The sequence below is a fragment of the Floridaenema aerugineum BLCC-F46 genome (assembly GCF_041929345.1).
Classification (GTDB): Bacteria; Cyanobacteriota; Cyanobacteriia; order Cyanobacteriales; family Aerosakkonemataceae; genus Floridanema; species Floridanema aerugineum.
In genome coordinates this window covers 13519-27292 of the sequence record NZ_JBHFNQ010000143.1, presented here as the reverse complement: position 1 = coordinate 27292, position 13774 = coordinate 13519, and the positions used below count along the sequence as shown (strand labels likewise).

General features: G+C 38.7%; 18 protein-coding genes. 5 read left to right on the top strand and 13 right to left on the bottom strand.

Annotated elements, in window-relative coordinates; translation table 11 throughout:
• Positions 1 to 15: 15 nt before the first annotated feature.
• The 6 genes from ACE1CC_RS18785 to ACE1CC_RS18760 form a co-directional block, all read right to left on the bottom strand.
• Positions 16 to 810, bottom strand: coding sequence for a DUF4058 family protein (locus ACE1CC_RS18785; protein ID WP_413271958.1), 795 nt, complete (start codon positions 808 to 810; stop codon positions 16 to 18).
• 28 nt (positions 811 to 838) lie between these two features.
• Entirely contained in the window at positions 839 to 1444 is a 606-nt protein-coding gene (locus ACE1CC_RS18780; RefSeq protein ID WP_413271957.1) for a cytochrome b/b6 domain-containing protein, read from the bottom strand.
• A gap of 105 nt (positions 1445 to 1549) precedes the next feature.
• Complete coding sequence (locus ACE1CC_RS18775; RefSeq protein WP_413271956.1) at positions 1550 to 2566, bottom strand: leucine-rich repeat domain-containing protein; 1017 nt, start codon at positions 2564 to 2566, stop codon at positions 1550 to 1552.
• A 146-nt stretch (positions 2567 to 2712) separates the two neighbouring features.
• Positions 2713 to 3216 carry a DUF29 domain-containing protein gene (locus ACE1CC_RS18770; protein ID WP_413271955.1) on the bottom strand — a complete coding sequence of 168 codons (504 nt, stop codon included), beginning with the start codon at positions 3214 to 3216 and terminating at the stop codon, positions 2713 to 2715.
• Between the two features lie 74 nt (positions 3217 to 3290).
• Complete coding sequence (locus ACE1CC_RS18765) at positions 3291 to 3797, bottom strand: DUF29 domain-containing protein (RefSeq protein WP_413271954.1); 507 nt, start codon at positions 3795 to 3797, stop codon at positions 3291 to 3293.
• A 36-nt stretch (positions 3798 to 3833) separates the two neighbouring features.
• Positions 3834 to 5204 (bottom strand): NB-ARC domain-containing protein, encoded by a 1371-nt coding sequence (locus ACE1CC_RS18760; RefSeq protein ID WP_413271953.1) that lies wholly within the window; start codon positions 5202 to 5204, stop codon positions 3834 to 3836.
• Between the two features lie 217 nt (positions 5205 to 5421).
• Between ACE1CC_RS18760 and ACE1CC_RS18755 the strand changes: the two genes are divergently transcribed.
• The 4 genes from ACE1CC_RS18755 (at position 5422) to ACE1CC_RS18740 (ending at position 6982) form a co-directional block, all read left to right on the top strand.
• Positions 5422 to 5658 carry a hypothetical protein gene (locus tag ACE1CC_RS18755; protein ID WP_413271952.1) on the top strand — a complete coding sequence of 79 codons (237 nt, stop codon included), beginning with the start codon at positions 5422 to 5424 and terminating at the stop codon, positions 5656 to 5658.
• Between the two features lie 64 nt (positions 5659 to 5722).
• Positions 5723 to 6097 (top strand): hypothetical protein, encoded by a 375-nt coding sequence (locus ACE1CC_RS18750; protein ID WP_413271951.1) that lies wholly within the window; start codon positions 5723 to 5725, stop codon positions 6095 to 6097.
• A 38-nt stretch (positions 6098 to 6135) separates the two neighbouring features.
• Complete coding sequence (locus tag ACE1CC_RS18745) at positions 6136 to 6540, top strand: hypothetical protein (RefSeq protein ID WP_413271950.1); 405 nt, start codon at positions 6136 to 6138, stop codon at positions 6538 to 6540.
• 34 nt (positions 6541 to 6574) lie between these two features.
• Complete coding sequence (locus tag ACE1CC_RS18740; RefSeq protein ID WP_413271949.1) at positions 6575 to 6982, top strand: hypothetical protein; 408 nt, start codon at positions 6575 to 6577, stop codon at positions 6980 to 6982.
• A 351-nt stretch (positions 6983 to 7333) separates the two neighbouring features.
• On the opposite strand, the gene ACE1CC_RS18735 is transcribed toward ACE1CC_RS18740, so the two are convergent.
• The 4 genes from ACE1CC_RS18735 to ACE1CC_RS18720 form a co-directional block, all read right to left on the bottom strand.
• Positions 7334 to 7693: a type II toxin-antitoxin system PemK/MazF family toxin gene (locus ACE1CC_RS18735; protein WP_413271948.1), complete on the bottom strand. Its 360-nt coding sequence runs from the start codon at positions 7691 to 7693 to the stop codon at positions 7334 to 7336.
• The gene (mazE, locus tag ACE1CC_RS18730; protein WP_413271947.1) at positions 7686 to 7976 is read right to left on the bottom strand and encodes a type II toxin-antitoxin system MazE family antitoxin; all 291 of its coding nucleotides are present in this window, start codon (positions 7974 to 7976) and stop codon (positions 7686 to 7688) included. The genes ACE1CC_RS18735 and mazE overlap by 8 nt, the downstream gene beginning before the upstream one ends.
• 130 nt (positions 7977 to 8106) lie before the next feature.
• Positions 8107 to 8316, bottom strand: a complete 210-nt coding sequence (locus ACE1CC_RS18725) for a DUF6887 family protein (RefSeq protein ID WP_413271946.1) — start codon at positions 8314 to 8316, stop codon at positions 8107 to 8109.
• On the bottom strand, positions 8313 to 8441 hold the full coding sequence (locus tag ACE1CC_RS18720; RefSeq protein WP_459563878.1) for a DUF6888 family protein: 129 nt from the start codon (positions 8439 to 8441) through the stop codon (positions 8313 to 8315). The genes ACE1CC_RS18725 and ACE1CC_RS18720 overlap by 4 nt, the downstream gene beginning before the upstream one ends.
• 244 nt (positions 8442 to 8685) lie before the next feature.
• Between ACE1CC_RS18720 and ACE1CC_RS18715 the strand changes: the two genes are divergently transcribed.
• Positions 8686 to 9522, top strand: a complete 837-nt coding sequence (locus tag ACE1CC_RS18715; protein ID WP_413271945.1) for an Rpn family recombination-promoting nuclease/putative transposase — start codon at positions 8686 to 8688, stop codon at positions 9520 to 9522.
• A gap of 223 nt (positions 9523 to 9745) precedes the next feature.
• On the opposite strand, the gene ACE1CC_RS18710 is transcribed toward ACE1CC_RS18715, so the two are convergent.
• The 3 genes from ACE1CC_RS18710 to ACE1CC_RS18700 all read right to left on the bottom strand — a co-directional run bounded on the left by ACE1CC_RS18710 (position 9746) and on the right by ACE1CC_RS18700 (position 13548).
• Positions 9746 to 10675, bottom strand: a complete 930-nt coding sequence (locus ACE1CC_RS18710; RefSeq protein ID WP_413271944.1) for a cation diffusion facilitator family transporter — start codon at positions 10673 to 10675, stop codon at positions 9746 to 9748.
• A 103-nt stretch (positions 10676 to 10778) separates the two neighbouring features.
• Positions 10779 to 12656 (bottom strand): biosynthetic-type acetolactate synthase large subunit, encoded by a 1878-nt coding sequence (gene ilvB / locus ACE1CC_RS18705; RefSeq protein WP_413271943.1) that lies wholly within the window; start codon positions 12654 to 12656, stop codon positions 10779 to 10781.
• A gap of 355 nt (positions 12657 to 13011) precedes the next feature.
• Positions 13012 to 13548 (bottom strand): hypothetical protein, encoded by a 537-nt coding sequence (locus ACE1CC_RS18700; protein WP_413271942.1) that lies wholly within the window; start codon positions 13546 to 13548, stop codon positions 13012 to 13014.
• Positions 13549 to 13774 lie beyond the last annotated feature (226 nt).

Below are 13774 nucleotides of genomic sequence, written 5' to 3'. Positions count from 1 at the left end.
ATTTGAGCAAAAAATTTATTCTTCAATTGTACCTCGTAATCCTTGATTTCGTAATAATTCATCTACCCAAACGGCATCTTCTGGGCTTAGTTTTACGACAGGTTCCTGATTGTAATCTATCCTTAAATCAAAATCTGCGCGATCGTACACACCGTTTAATAAGCTTTGCAAATCTATTAATGGTTCAGGTTCTCTTGACTGCAAAGGTAAAGGAAATGAGGGAATTTGATCGGGCAAGTTAAAAGCATATAGACTTGCGTTAGGACGGCGATCGCTACGACTAATTAAAATGCGATAATCGGACTCAATCTTCTCAATAATTCGCATGGGTTTTCCGGTTCTCAGCAAGTCAATTTCTACTAAATTAGTTAAGCTGGCTAAAACTTGCTGACGTTTACGTTGATATGCTTCTCTTCCTTCTTTTGCCCGTTTGTTTTTTGGAAAAAGGATTTCTAATACAGTAACAACTTTGCCTGTTCCTACTTCTTTAATTGCTAAATAACTTTCTCTAATTTCTTCGGGTTGTGGTATTGTAACTGTAACTGCTTCTGTTTGAGAAGGGATTGTCAGAGTCGATCGCGTTTCACTCTTCTTTAAACCCCTAGAAAATACTGTTACGTCGGGAATTCCTACCAAAACGCTATCTTCGATATTGCTTAAGTAAGTACGCTTCTCTATAGCAACATAATATTTAGGACGCAACGAAGGTGCTAGTGCATCGGCGATCGCAGTAATTAACCGATGATGAACTTCCGACCACAATTCTGGATCTTCTAAATAAGGATTCATTCCGGGAAAGGGAGAACTCATTGTATTTTTCCCTACCAAATAGTTGGATTTACAAATGTGGATTACCCAGCCAAGTTTTTACTTTTTGCCACCATAATTTCGGGCTATCTTCTGCACGAATTTTAGCATCAAACATGGAAATTAGCAGGGGAACACCGCCAACTTTTACACTCATCAATAAATGCAACGCAAAAGCAATTACAACGCCACACCAAGCAAGCAAATGCGCGTAGTACCAAGGCTGATTTAATATTCCTTGGGGTAGCCAATTTTCATCTTGAAATTTACCAGTAAGTAAGGCAAATAAGGCAGAAATTAACATTAAAGTATTAGCAAAACGTTGGAGAGTATACCACCAAATTGGTTTACCGACTTCTTTAAGTTTACTAAAGGAATCAGCTTGAATTAAACGGCGATAACCAACCCGAATACTGTAAATTGTCAAAATTATCAAAATTGGCAATAAGAAAAAGCCAAATGTGCCATGAATATCGATGAATTCGCGGTTTTTTAAAGTAAGTGCAAGGCGACCAAAGCGACCGTCCCAGCTATCATATACTAAAAATCCGGTGATCGCGGCGCTAATTACCAGTAAAGCGGTGATGCCGTGTAATAATCGGAGAACTAGGGGTTGATAGGGTTTTGTAGATGGCATAATCGCAGGATAATTCTCATATTTTAGATGATATCAAATTAATTGTTTGATTTGCGATCGACATCCTCTTAAAGTCGGACTTTGAGCTTTAAATTATGCTGTAGTTTAAGTTTCTCTAGCAAATTCTTCGGGGTCAAATCCCCAATTTACCCAGCGAATTGCTTCTCTAGCGGATTTCATATTTGGCGGGACGCGCAAAGCGTGAATAAATCCTGTACTCGGACAAGTCATTTTTAATAAATAGGTTGCCGCTAGTTCCCTTTCATTTTCGATATCAAAATCATCGAAAATATCGATTTTTAATAAACTGTATTCGCGCCAAGTATCTAATTCGATCGCTTGTAGTTCTTGGCAAATGCGATCGTACCCAATTTGTTGAATTAAAACGCGGCGAATTCCTATATTCTTCTCTTCCAAAATCCATCTAGATTGCCATTTTTGCAGAGGCAGAAAATATTTTTTCGGCAAAGCTACATTGTAAATTTCGCAGTATTCTAAAGATTTAAGTGATTGTAAAGGACTCAAGTCTATGATTTGACTGCCTTCGAGATAAAGGTAGGTCAGATTAAAAAGAGTTGAAAGTGGATTTAAATCTGTGATTTGATTGTTGTGGAGATAAAGTTCTGTCAGATTGGTAAGAGTTGAAAGTAAACTCAAATCTGTGATTTGACTGACTTCGAGATACAATTTAGTAAGATTGGTGAGAGTTGAAAGTAGTTTGAGGTCTGTGATGCGATCGCTTTCGAGATAAAGTTCTGTCAGATTAGTGAGATTTGAAAGGGGAAGGTAGTTTATGATTTGATTGAACCGAAGATTTAGTGCGGTAAGATTGGTGAGAGTTGAAAGTGGATTTATATCTGTGATTTGATTGTTGTGAAGATAAAGTTCTGTCAGATTGGTGAGAGTTGAAATTGGATTTAAATCTGTAATTTGATTGTTGTGGAGATTCAGTTTAGTTCGATTCATCAGAATTAATTCTGCTTCATGGCAATCAGTTGTGCCAGCTTCTTTTAGTAATACCTCAACTGTATGTTTTGCTGCTGGACAAATGTTATCTTTGTGACTGCACCAATCAGCAAAGGTTGGGAAAGTTTTTGTTAAATCTGATTGTGTTTCAGACATGGCGTTAAAACTGAGCTAAACTACAGGATAATCGATCGCAATTTTCAGCCAAATGGTGCGTTACGTTAGCACTAACGCACCCTACGAATTAAACTCAAATAACAGGAGAAACAGGGAATCGCCTAATTTTATAGGTTGATTATCTTTCAATTTTCGACAACCCAATTTTTACCTGATGTAATTGGTTCTCCTGGGAAAAAAGTAGAATCCAAAACTTGCTCAATACTGTAAGGACATTCAGCAGTAAAATCTTTATCTGTAAGGGATGTCTCGCGTGCAGCTAAATCAATTCCATCTTCATAAGCTATTTGTAATGCTTCGGGAAGATAAAGTTTTAAGCTGGGATTTTCAGCCAACAATTGTCGTATTCTACGCCGTTGTTCTCGCAAGGTAAAAAACCAGCTTTTCGACCTTTTATTAGGCTGAAATTCCCCTTTTAATAAATGACCGAGTAGCACTCCCAAACGATTTCTTAATTCCTGACGTACTTGTTTTCCCAAAGATTCTATTTCCTCAACCAAATTGATAATATCTAAATTTTCCCATATTCCTGCTTGCAGGAGTTTCGCTTGTTGCTGCGTCCAAGCGTAGAAGTCTGTTTCGTAGAGGTTGGAAGTTTGGGGGGAGGATGCGATCGCTTTTCTATCCATAATTTAATCTGAGGTAACAATAACTATTTGAAATTTCTGGGGATTTAGTTTAAGTCTTAGTTCTAGAACTTATTTTAATTTTCCACCACCCAATTTTGACCCGATTCCAGGGGTTCTCCGGGAAAAAAAGTAGCATCCAGAATTTGCTCAATACTGTAAGGACACTCAGATGGAAACTCTTCGTCAGGGAGAAATGTCTCGCGTATAGCTAAGTCAAGTCCATCTTTATATGCTTTCAGCAACACTTCGGGAAGATAGGGTTTTAAGCTGGGATTTTCATCCAAATGTTCGAGAATTCTGCGACGTTGTTCCCGCAATGTTAAAAACCAACTTCTCGACCTTTTGTGAGGCTGAAATTCCCATTTCAACAAATGACCGAGTAGCACTCCCAAGCGATTTCTTAATTCCTGACGTACTTGTTTTCCCAAAGATTCGATTTCCTCAACTAAATTGGCAATATCTAAACTTTGCCATACTCCTTGTTGCAGGAGTTTTGCTTGTTCCTGTGTCCAAGCATAAAAGTCTGTTTCGTAGAGGTTGGAAGTTTGGGGGGAGGATGCGATCGCCTTTATATCCATCATTTAATCTTGAGTAATAACAACTATTTTACTTCTCTATTATCCTTCATTAATCCTTATTTTAACATACTGTTTCACCACTGGTTGCAAGTTAAAAAGCGTTTCGTTACCTTGGTTGATTTTAGCAATTAATGAACGTCTTCCTAAAGATTGCATTGCATTAATCAATTCTGAAGCAGGTAATTGTAAATGTGACAACAATTGAGAAATAGCAACTGCTTCGGTTTCTTCAGCAATACTACAAATTATCTGTTTTTCTATTTCGGATAAGCGATCGCACTCCTGAAACAATACATCTTTTAAATCTTCATTCAACAATAGGTTGTCATATTTAACAAATTCCCCCACTCTGCCACCGAATAAATCTTGAATCATGGTAGCAATTATTTTCAACCATAAAGGATTACCTTGATATTTTTCAATTAACTCTTGCCATTTCTCTTCTTCAACTAATCTCTTTTCTCTGAGGATTTCTTTAGCCGATCGCAAATCTAACCCCTGCAATTCTAAACAACAAACCTGACGATTTTCTGCTTCTAATTTAGCAATTTCTCTCGGTTTATCCCAACTAAGCAGAACTAAGCAACTTTGATGATGTAATTCTCCCAGTCTTTTGAATAATTCGCCGTAATTTTCATAACCGTTTTCATAACAACCAGCTAATTGTCCCTTGCTGAAAATAGAATGCACATCATCTAATATTATCAAGCAGCGATGTTTCCGCAAATATTCTATTAATTGTGATAAGTTAATGTTGAGTTTTAATCCGTTTTCTGGTTGATTAGAGAAGAATTGAATTAGATTTGTTTGCAGTTCTTCCAATAATGGTTTACTGTGTAAGCTGCGCCAAATTACATAATCGAATTTATCTTTTATTTGTTCGACTAATTGTAAAGCAAGTGCAGTTTTACCAATTCCGCTCATTCCCAATATTGTGACTAGGCGAGAGTGTTGTTGTGCGATCGCTTTTTCCAGCTGATTTAGTTCTTCATTCCGTCCAAAAAAAGGGGAAATATCAGGTGCATCTTCTAGAGAAATTTGGGTTTTGGGGTGGTGCGATCGATCTTGTGAAACTTCTGGAGTCTGCAAAGCTTTTTGACAAAGGTTTATGTTATTAATTCTTGCAAAATCTGTTGCAAAATTTGATGAAACGGATGAAATATTAGAGAACCGACACCTTTGCATTGTAGATCGAAAATTTGACTTACTGACATTTTCTCCTAATATCTCTGACAGAATCTTCCAAAGTTCAGAAGCGATATCCTTAACGTGACCTTCTGTGCAATTAAACTCTTCTGCTATTTTCGAGTATTTTTGATTTTGCAAACTACTCCGTAATATTGCTTCTTGTAGATCGTCTAAGTGCTTGTCAGTTTTTGAGAAAATTAGGCGATCTACAAGTTTTAGCACTTCATTAACGTCCATTTCTAGGTAAATATCAGTGTTTTCACTATTATAATCCGACTTTTTCCGACTCTCTCCGACTTTAACAACTTTTTCCGGCTTTTTCCGACCGAACTATTAATTATTTAACTGTTTGGCAATTTCCTAGTTTTCACGAATATACAAATATAAAAAAAACCTAAATAATATTTATTGATATTGAGTTTATTCAAGAATAGCTGGCATGAATACCAAAACTTGGATTTTAAGCATTAGTCTACTGTTGGCAATCAGTTCCGCTTTATTATGTAGCATTAAGCCTTCTCAAGCTGGTGGTTGGAGTCGAACTGCTGCCAGAGGCGGTTCTTTCTACGTATCCGGTGAAGCTCGTGATAATGAAGATCGTGCAAATTTCGGGGCAATATTATTTGGTATAGGAATTACAGGAGGGATTATAAAAGGGTTGTTAAATCACAAATAGCAAGACTGCAAAATTAAGTGAAAATCCGAATTTCTTAATAACCTGTATGGAGTAATTAGCTAATATGGAAACCCAAAAGCAATCTCGAAATCCGATGCCCAAAGTAGTATCAGGAGTAATTTTTACTGTTGTTCTTGTAACCTTAGTTAGAGGCTACATCAGAAGCCAGTTATCTTTACCTCCTATCAACTTCAGTTCTGAGAAACAATTATACAACCCACCAAACTATAATCCCTTTGATCATTCTCTTGAGCAAGATCTAGCAAACTCTCGACAGCTTGAATTGAATCGACGGGAACACCATAGAAATATAATGTATCAACTAACAGCAAATGAACAACAAGCAAGAATAATTGAAAATATTGATTTACTATCTATTCTTGTAATAATTGCTGGTAGTACTTGCTGGTCAGTTTATTGTTTCAAATTAAAACAGTAAGCCACACATAATAAAGTATATTAAGGAGGATAATAATTGTGTTAGATTGGTTAATAACTTTAGGAAGTTTTTTGTACTTAATCGCCTTTATTTGCGGGTTGTATTGTGGTTGGGCTGCTTTGTTTTCCACGAATCCTTTTAATGGTGATCCTTTGTCTAAAAGCTTTTCTGATAAACAGTTTATTACCTATCTAGAAACTAATTACACAGCAGATGAATATCTAGCTATTAACTTATTAATTAGAACTGGTATTTTGGTATATTCATTCATGAAATTATTTTATTATTTAGAACTGCCATCTGATTTAACTAAAAGTAAAATTTTACTAACTAGAATCGGAATGACAACAGCATTTGTAATTGCTTTTATTCCTCCGATAGCTACTACGTTTTGTTTTCTATTTATTGCCTATAAAGTATGGTTATCGGAGTACAGGAGATAGTATAAAATTTTGGATAAACTATGGATCACATATTATGAAACTAAAACAAATTAGAGAAAAAATATTGTACTGGCTTTTGCCAATTATAAAGGATAAACTAAAATATATCTCTTTATCCATAACTATATGTACGCTTATCGCTATTACATCATGTGATAGTCTAGTGTATCAAAATTGTATATATGAAGGTCAGCGCCTAAATGGTCTACCACACGGTCAAGGTAAAATTTGGTGTCCCGTAAATGGGACAATATACTCAAATTCTCATCCTACTTATAAAGGAGAATGGAAGGAAGGTAAATGTCATGGTGAGGGGGTTATAAGTGTGCGCGACAATTTAGACGATAAAAAATATAGTCTCTTTAGGGTGCGCTGTGAAAATGACAAATGTTGGTCAATTGAAGAGGACTTTTATGCAGTAGAGCTTTCTTGTAAGGGTTAATTTATTATAATACCGATGTGCGATCGCACTCCCCCCACCCCTCTCCATTTTGCACCGAAATTATTAACCAAGTGCGATCGCACCTTACCCAAAATATGTGCGATCGCCTTTATACAATTTCACTTCATCGAAGCTTCTTTAAATTCACGCAGACGTTTTTCATACTTTTGTGCGAACGCCTCTCCTATCTCACAAAGTTCCTTAGCCTTCTATTCAGTAACTTTCGCAAGTTTCAGCATTGAAGATAATTTTGCCTGTTGCGCTTCACTCATAGATAGTTCTGTCATCAGAAATTCTCCAAATCAGTTTTTAGTTAATGGCATATCGCAGCTTCACAACCAAATTTTATACTCATTGATACTCGACAACAGCGGCGATCGCAGCTGCAATCATTTCCATAGTTTCAGCCGCACAATCTCCGATTTTACGGATACATCTTTGCACATCCATCCCACGCAATTGCAACACATCAACAGCCGAAACTTTCACTAAATTATTAATACTATCCGGTTCAATCTTGATGTGCCAAACATCACCATTAAAATATTCTTTCCAATCAGTTATCGGTGCAATCAACTTAATAGGAAGTTGACCAACTCCATCAGAACTTACCACTATAGCAGGTCGAATCTTTTTGATTTCTGCTCCCATTGTTGGGTCAAAATTAACCAGCCAAATTTCACCCCTTTTTGGAGCCACTAAATTATTCATCCATCAAATCCCATGTTTGTAATTCCTGCCATTCATTATCTTCCTGATAATGGGATAAAATTGCTTCACTTTGTTTTGCCAATAAGCGACGGCGTTCTTCTAGAGGTAATTTCATAAAAACACGGGCATCGTTTATATTATTAGGTTTTTTAGCTATTTCTGAACTCTCTATTAGCTGCTTTCTTAACAACTTATTGATGTACTCACTCCGGTTTCCTCCCGAATGCCGATCGAGAAGAACCAAAACTTCATCATCAAGATCGATCGTTACTTGTTTAGTCATTTTTATTCTAGCCGATCACTTCTAGAAATATTTTATCTTAAACTTTGGCTATTAGCGATCGCACATATTATGTAGAGCGTTGGCGTAGCCTGCCGTAGGCATATCGCTAATCACCAACCCATCAAAAACCTTATTTTTCCAATTTCTTAATCTGTTCCTCAATTAATTTCGGAACTTTTTCCCAATCTTCAGGAGTATTAGGACATGGATGCCATACATGGTCTTTAGAATCAGCTTCATAACGGTCAACAAGCTTGTAAAAAGCCTCATTGTCATCACGGTGAGCGAGTACATAAGCACGTAACTCAGCCTTACTCATTTTGTCAAAATCTGGGTTCATGTTATAAATCTCCATGTACCATTGCGAATAATTTTGATTTGAAGTTCTTCCCCTGCAAAGATGAAAATTGAGCCATCCCGCTCATCCAAACGTAATATTTCGATCGAGCGGTAAAAATTAGTCAAAGCTTGACATAGCCTAATGCAGGTTAAACCTTGTTCTGTAGTTGGAAGAATATCCGCTCCTTTTTTTTATATTTTACAGCTTGATTACAACTATATCTTAAACTTTGGTGATTAGCGATCGCACTCCCCCCGCAAACATGAATGCTTGTCTATCTTTCAGTAGTCAAACCTTGGCATATCCTAATTAATTTAACCCCCTGTAAGTTAAACTAAATACATTCCCCAGCTAAATTGAATTAATTAAATGGCTTTTGATAACGCTTGTAAATACCTATCAGAAACCTACCCCAGAGAATTCGCCACTTGGATATTAGGAGAAACCCCCACATCAGTGGAAATCCTCAAAACCGAATTAAGCATTGAACCAATTCGCGCCGATCATCTCACCTTTTTACGCACCACTAACCAGATATTGCATCTGGAATTCGAGGTAGAAGTCGAAGGAGAACCACCCTTACCCTTAAGAATGTTAGATTATTGGGTGCGACTTTACCGACGCTATCGCCTACCAGTCACCCAGGCAATTATCCTGCTCAAACCATCACCCGCAGCTACCAAATTAAAAGATACTTTTCGCCTCGGAGATACCCGACATCGTTACCAAATAATCCGCATTTGGCAGCAAGATCCCGAACCCTTATTACAAAATTCCGCCCTCTTACCCTTAGCAACCTTATGCCGCACAGAAACTCCCTCAGAGCTACTTACTCAAGTCTCCCAGCAATTAGCTAAAATTGAAACAGTCAACGAAAGGGGGATGCTAACAGCTATCAGTAGTATTTTAGCAGGTTTGCGTTTTGAAAAAAACTTGATTAATCAACTATTTCGCGAGGACATTATGAGAGAATCAGTCATTTATCAAGAAATCCTCGAAAAAGGATTACAACAAGGATTACAACAAGGATTACAACAAGGTTTAAAAAGCTCTATTTTAGAGGCACTGTCAGATCGTTTCACTTCAGTTTCCCCAGAGGTAATTCAGAGATTAGAAGGATTAACAATTGAGGAATTAAAGCGGTTAAACCGTCAAGCTTGGACTTGTGAAACTTTGGCTGAATTTATCTCACAGTTACCTGCTTAAAAAGGACATAAAATCCTGTTTTAAGTCCCCCTTGGTAAGGGGGATTTAGGGGGATCTCTGTTTTCAAATCACAAGATTTTTAAGTTTCCCTTGCTAAGGGGGATTTAGGGGGATCTCTGTTTTCAAATCACAAGATTTTTAAGTCCCCCTTGGTAAGGGGGATTTAGGGGGATCTCTATTTTAAGTCCCCCTTGGTAAGGGGGATTTAGGGGGATCTCCATTTTCAAATCACATGATCTGGTTCCAATACACAAGGATGATTTGGATCGCCAGTTTCTATTTGCAGAGTTGTATGTTCAATGCCAAAATGATCGTGAATTTCATGACAAGTTTGGGATAAAAAAGCATCGCCGGGATGTCCATCAGGCATTACCAAATGAGCAGTTAGTGCCGTTTCTGTAGTACTCATTGCCCAAATATGTAAATCATGAACTTGACTAACTCCGGGACGTTCTCTTAAATAAGTTAACACAGCCAACGGTTCAATTCCTGCGGGTACAGCATCGATCGCTAAATTAAAAGAATCTCTCAACAATTCCCAAGTTCCGACAATAATCACCCCACTAATTATCAAACTCATTGTCGGATCTAACCACAGCCAGCCAGTAAACACAATCACAATTCCCGCTAACACCACACCCACTGATACCAACGCATCAGCTGCCATGTGCAGAAAAGCCGCCCGAATATTTAAATCCGTCTTTCGTCCAGACAAAAACATTAAAGCCGTTATCGTATTAATTACAATACCTACCGCTGCGACAGCAATAATTATTCCTCCCGCTACAGGTTTAGGATGGATAAAACGCCCAATTGCTTCCCAAGAAATTGCGCCTACAGCTATTAGTAAAAAGATCGCATTTAACAAAGCCGCTAATATAGAAGAACGTCGCCAACCATAAGTATAACGGTGTGATGGCTTACGCTGAGAAAGAATAGTCGCAACCCAAGCTAATACTAAACCTAATACATCGCTTAAATTATGCCCAGCATCAGCAAGTAAAGCCACTGAATGAGCCAAGAAACCATAAATAGCTTCAATAAACACGAAGCCGATATTAAGAATTAAACCAATTGTAAAAGCTCGACTGTAATTAGTTAAACCATGAGTATGTTCATGATGATGATGTTGGTGGTTATGATCTTGTCCCATCACTATATCTCTTACAGAAAATCCCTACTATAAACAATTAGCCTGATAAAAAGAGGCGTGAATATTCACGCCCCTAGACTATCTTAATTAGTGGAAAATGAACTTACAATTTCGTGCCACATTCTGGGCAGAAATGGTTAGTTGAAACATTCTTCGCACCGCAATGATGGCAGTAAATTAACTCAGCGGCTTGATCGGTTTTCGGACGTTCCGGCAAACCGAGCATCTGTGCATTGCTCTTACCAGGAGCAACCATTGGATAGCAGTTTTCATCGCGTTTGACATGAACTTCTAGCAACACAGAACCTTTGTGTGCTAACATTTCGGCGATCGCATCCTTCAACTCTTCCCGTTTGCGAACCACAATCCCCTTCATGCCGTAAGCTTCCGCCAACTTCACGATGTCAGGCATTCCCGATTCCATATTCGATGCCGAATAATGCCCTTCATAGAAAGTTTCTTGCCACTGGCGCACCATACCTTGCCAACCGTTATTAATAATCACGGTTTTGATATCGATACCATACTGCGAGATCGTTCCCAACTCCTGAATATTCATTTGGATGCTGGCATCTCCAGCAATACAAATTACTTGTTCATCACCTAGCGCCACTTTAGCACCCATAGCCGCAGGCATTCCAAAACCCATTGTGCCTAAACCAGCGCTGGAAATCCACTTCCGGGGGGCATTTTTCAAGAATTGCGCCGCCCACATTTGGTGTTGACCAACATCAGTGGTATAGCAAACATCAGGAGCTTGTTTCCACAATTCTACAACCACTTCTTGCGGAGACAGCACATCAGGATAGTGAGGCACTACCAAAGGATACTCATGTTGCCAGCGATTAACTCGTTCCAACCATTCCTTAGTTTGATCGAGATTTCCACAAACGCCTGTTTCATGACAACGGCGCAGCAACTCCATCAAAACTTGGCGCACATCACCAACAATGGGCACGTCGGGAGCACGACATTTACCAACTTCTGCGGGGTCAATGTCGATATGAATCACTTTCGCACGGGAGGCAAATTCATCTAATTTACCTGTTACCCGGTCATCAAAACGCGCACCGACAGCGATTAACAAGTCGCATTCTGTAACGGCAAAGTTAGCATAAGCGGTGCCGTGCATTCCCAACATTCCCAATGCCAAGGGGTGATTTTCATCAAAAGCACCCTTACCCATCAAGGTAGTAGTGACTGGGATTTGGAAACATTCAGCTAATTCTTTGATTTCGGAATGGGCGCTCGCTGCGATCGCACCACCACCCACATATAATAGTGGTCGATGCGCTTCCCGAATTAAATTAATTGCTTGGTTAATTTGCCGAGGATTACCTTTAAATGTAGGGCGATAACCGTGCAATTTCACCGAACCCGGTTCTACTGGCACATAATCAAATTCTTCTAATCCTACATCTTTAGGCACATCAATTAAAACTGGCCCCGGACGACCTGTGCTGGCGATGTGGAATGCTTCTGCCACGATTCTCGCCATGTCTCTTGGGTCGCGGACTACATAAGAATGTTTAACAATTGGTAGAGTAATTCCATAAATATCAATTTCTTGGAAGGCATCGGTACCAATTGCAGCGCGTGGTACTTGTCCGGTAATGACTACGATCGGAATTGAGTCCATATAAGCTGTCCCAATCCCAGTTACTAGGTTAGTCGCTCCCGGCCCTGAAGTACCGAAGCATACACCCACTTTACCAGTTGCCCGCGCATAACCATCAGCAGCATGAGCCGCACCCTGTTCATGTCTGACCAAGAAATGCTTGATATCGCCTGCTGCTTCTGCACGATAGACTTCATCATAAATCGGCAGAATTGCCCCACCTGGATAACCGAAAATATGCTTTACGCCATGACGCTTGAGACTATCGAGCAAAGCAAATGCACCTGTGGCGCGTATGGCATGAGGGGCTGAGTTTTCCTCTCCACCACTGGATTCTTTGGAAGTTACGGTTTGAGTAGACACGGGATTTCATACCTCACTATAGACGACAAATAAATTGCTGGAGAAATTTGTATCTAATAATACTTTATGTTTAGCTCTCCTGATTCCTGTTCCTACATACAATTTTTATACGGATTTCTTTAGGCAAAACTAAACATACCCATCTTTTTAATATTTCTAAAATCGCTCGGGGGAAATAAAACAGGATTATAGCTGAAGCAAATGCCTAAAATACTTACCAGCAAAGCCATTTAGAAAAAATTGTCCGCTTTGCTTGTGAATATGTATCATGCTGCCACAACAATTTCTGAGTTCTCTACACTTTTTACATCTAATTTGCGGAACTTTACCTTACATGAAATTGTATCTAAAACTTTTACGTTTTGTATCTGTCTAACAACATAGTTAAAAATTGGGCGGCTGTGGTCCGCCTTTTCTGTTCTGACTTGTCTATCGAGTAACCGACAACTGTTTGGGGTTGTCGCCAAAGTTCCAAATGTTCCACTGATGGTGCAGCATAGAAGCTATCCTCGCCACTCCCTAGTAAAGCCGAACTCCAATGGGTAAAGTAGTCATGGCTAAGTCGATGAATGGGAAAGCTACCTGTTAAAGGTACACCCCAACCATCTAAGGCAATGAAAGCTGTGACTTTACCTCCTAAGAGTTGCCATCCCCAAGCTGCGCCTATTGCTCCCACAACTCCAGCGCTGAAGCTAATCATTGCGATCGGTGAAGATAAAGAATGATTTTCACACATAAAGTGCAAAATATGCCCCGATGAATAAGCTGGGTAATCTTGAATTGGAAAAATCAAGATATTTCCCGGTTTTTGCTGATTTTTTACTTTTAATTCCGCCAGAAAGCTCTCTGTTAATGTTGGTTCGTGAATCCCCGGACAAATAATTAAGCTCATCAGTTGTCAAGAAAATAACTTTATTAATTACAAAATTTAACTAAAATCTCTTTTCATGTATCTAGCTCTAAGTTGCTGGTTACTAGTATGGTGAGGGTTGGGAATTGGTAGTAGGTAGTAGGAATCCCAACTACCCACTACCCACTACGAACCTTAATATCAAGAAAACTTTGTTAGACAATCAGATTTACTTTGGTAAAATCAAGCAGATAAAGGAATATTAAGC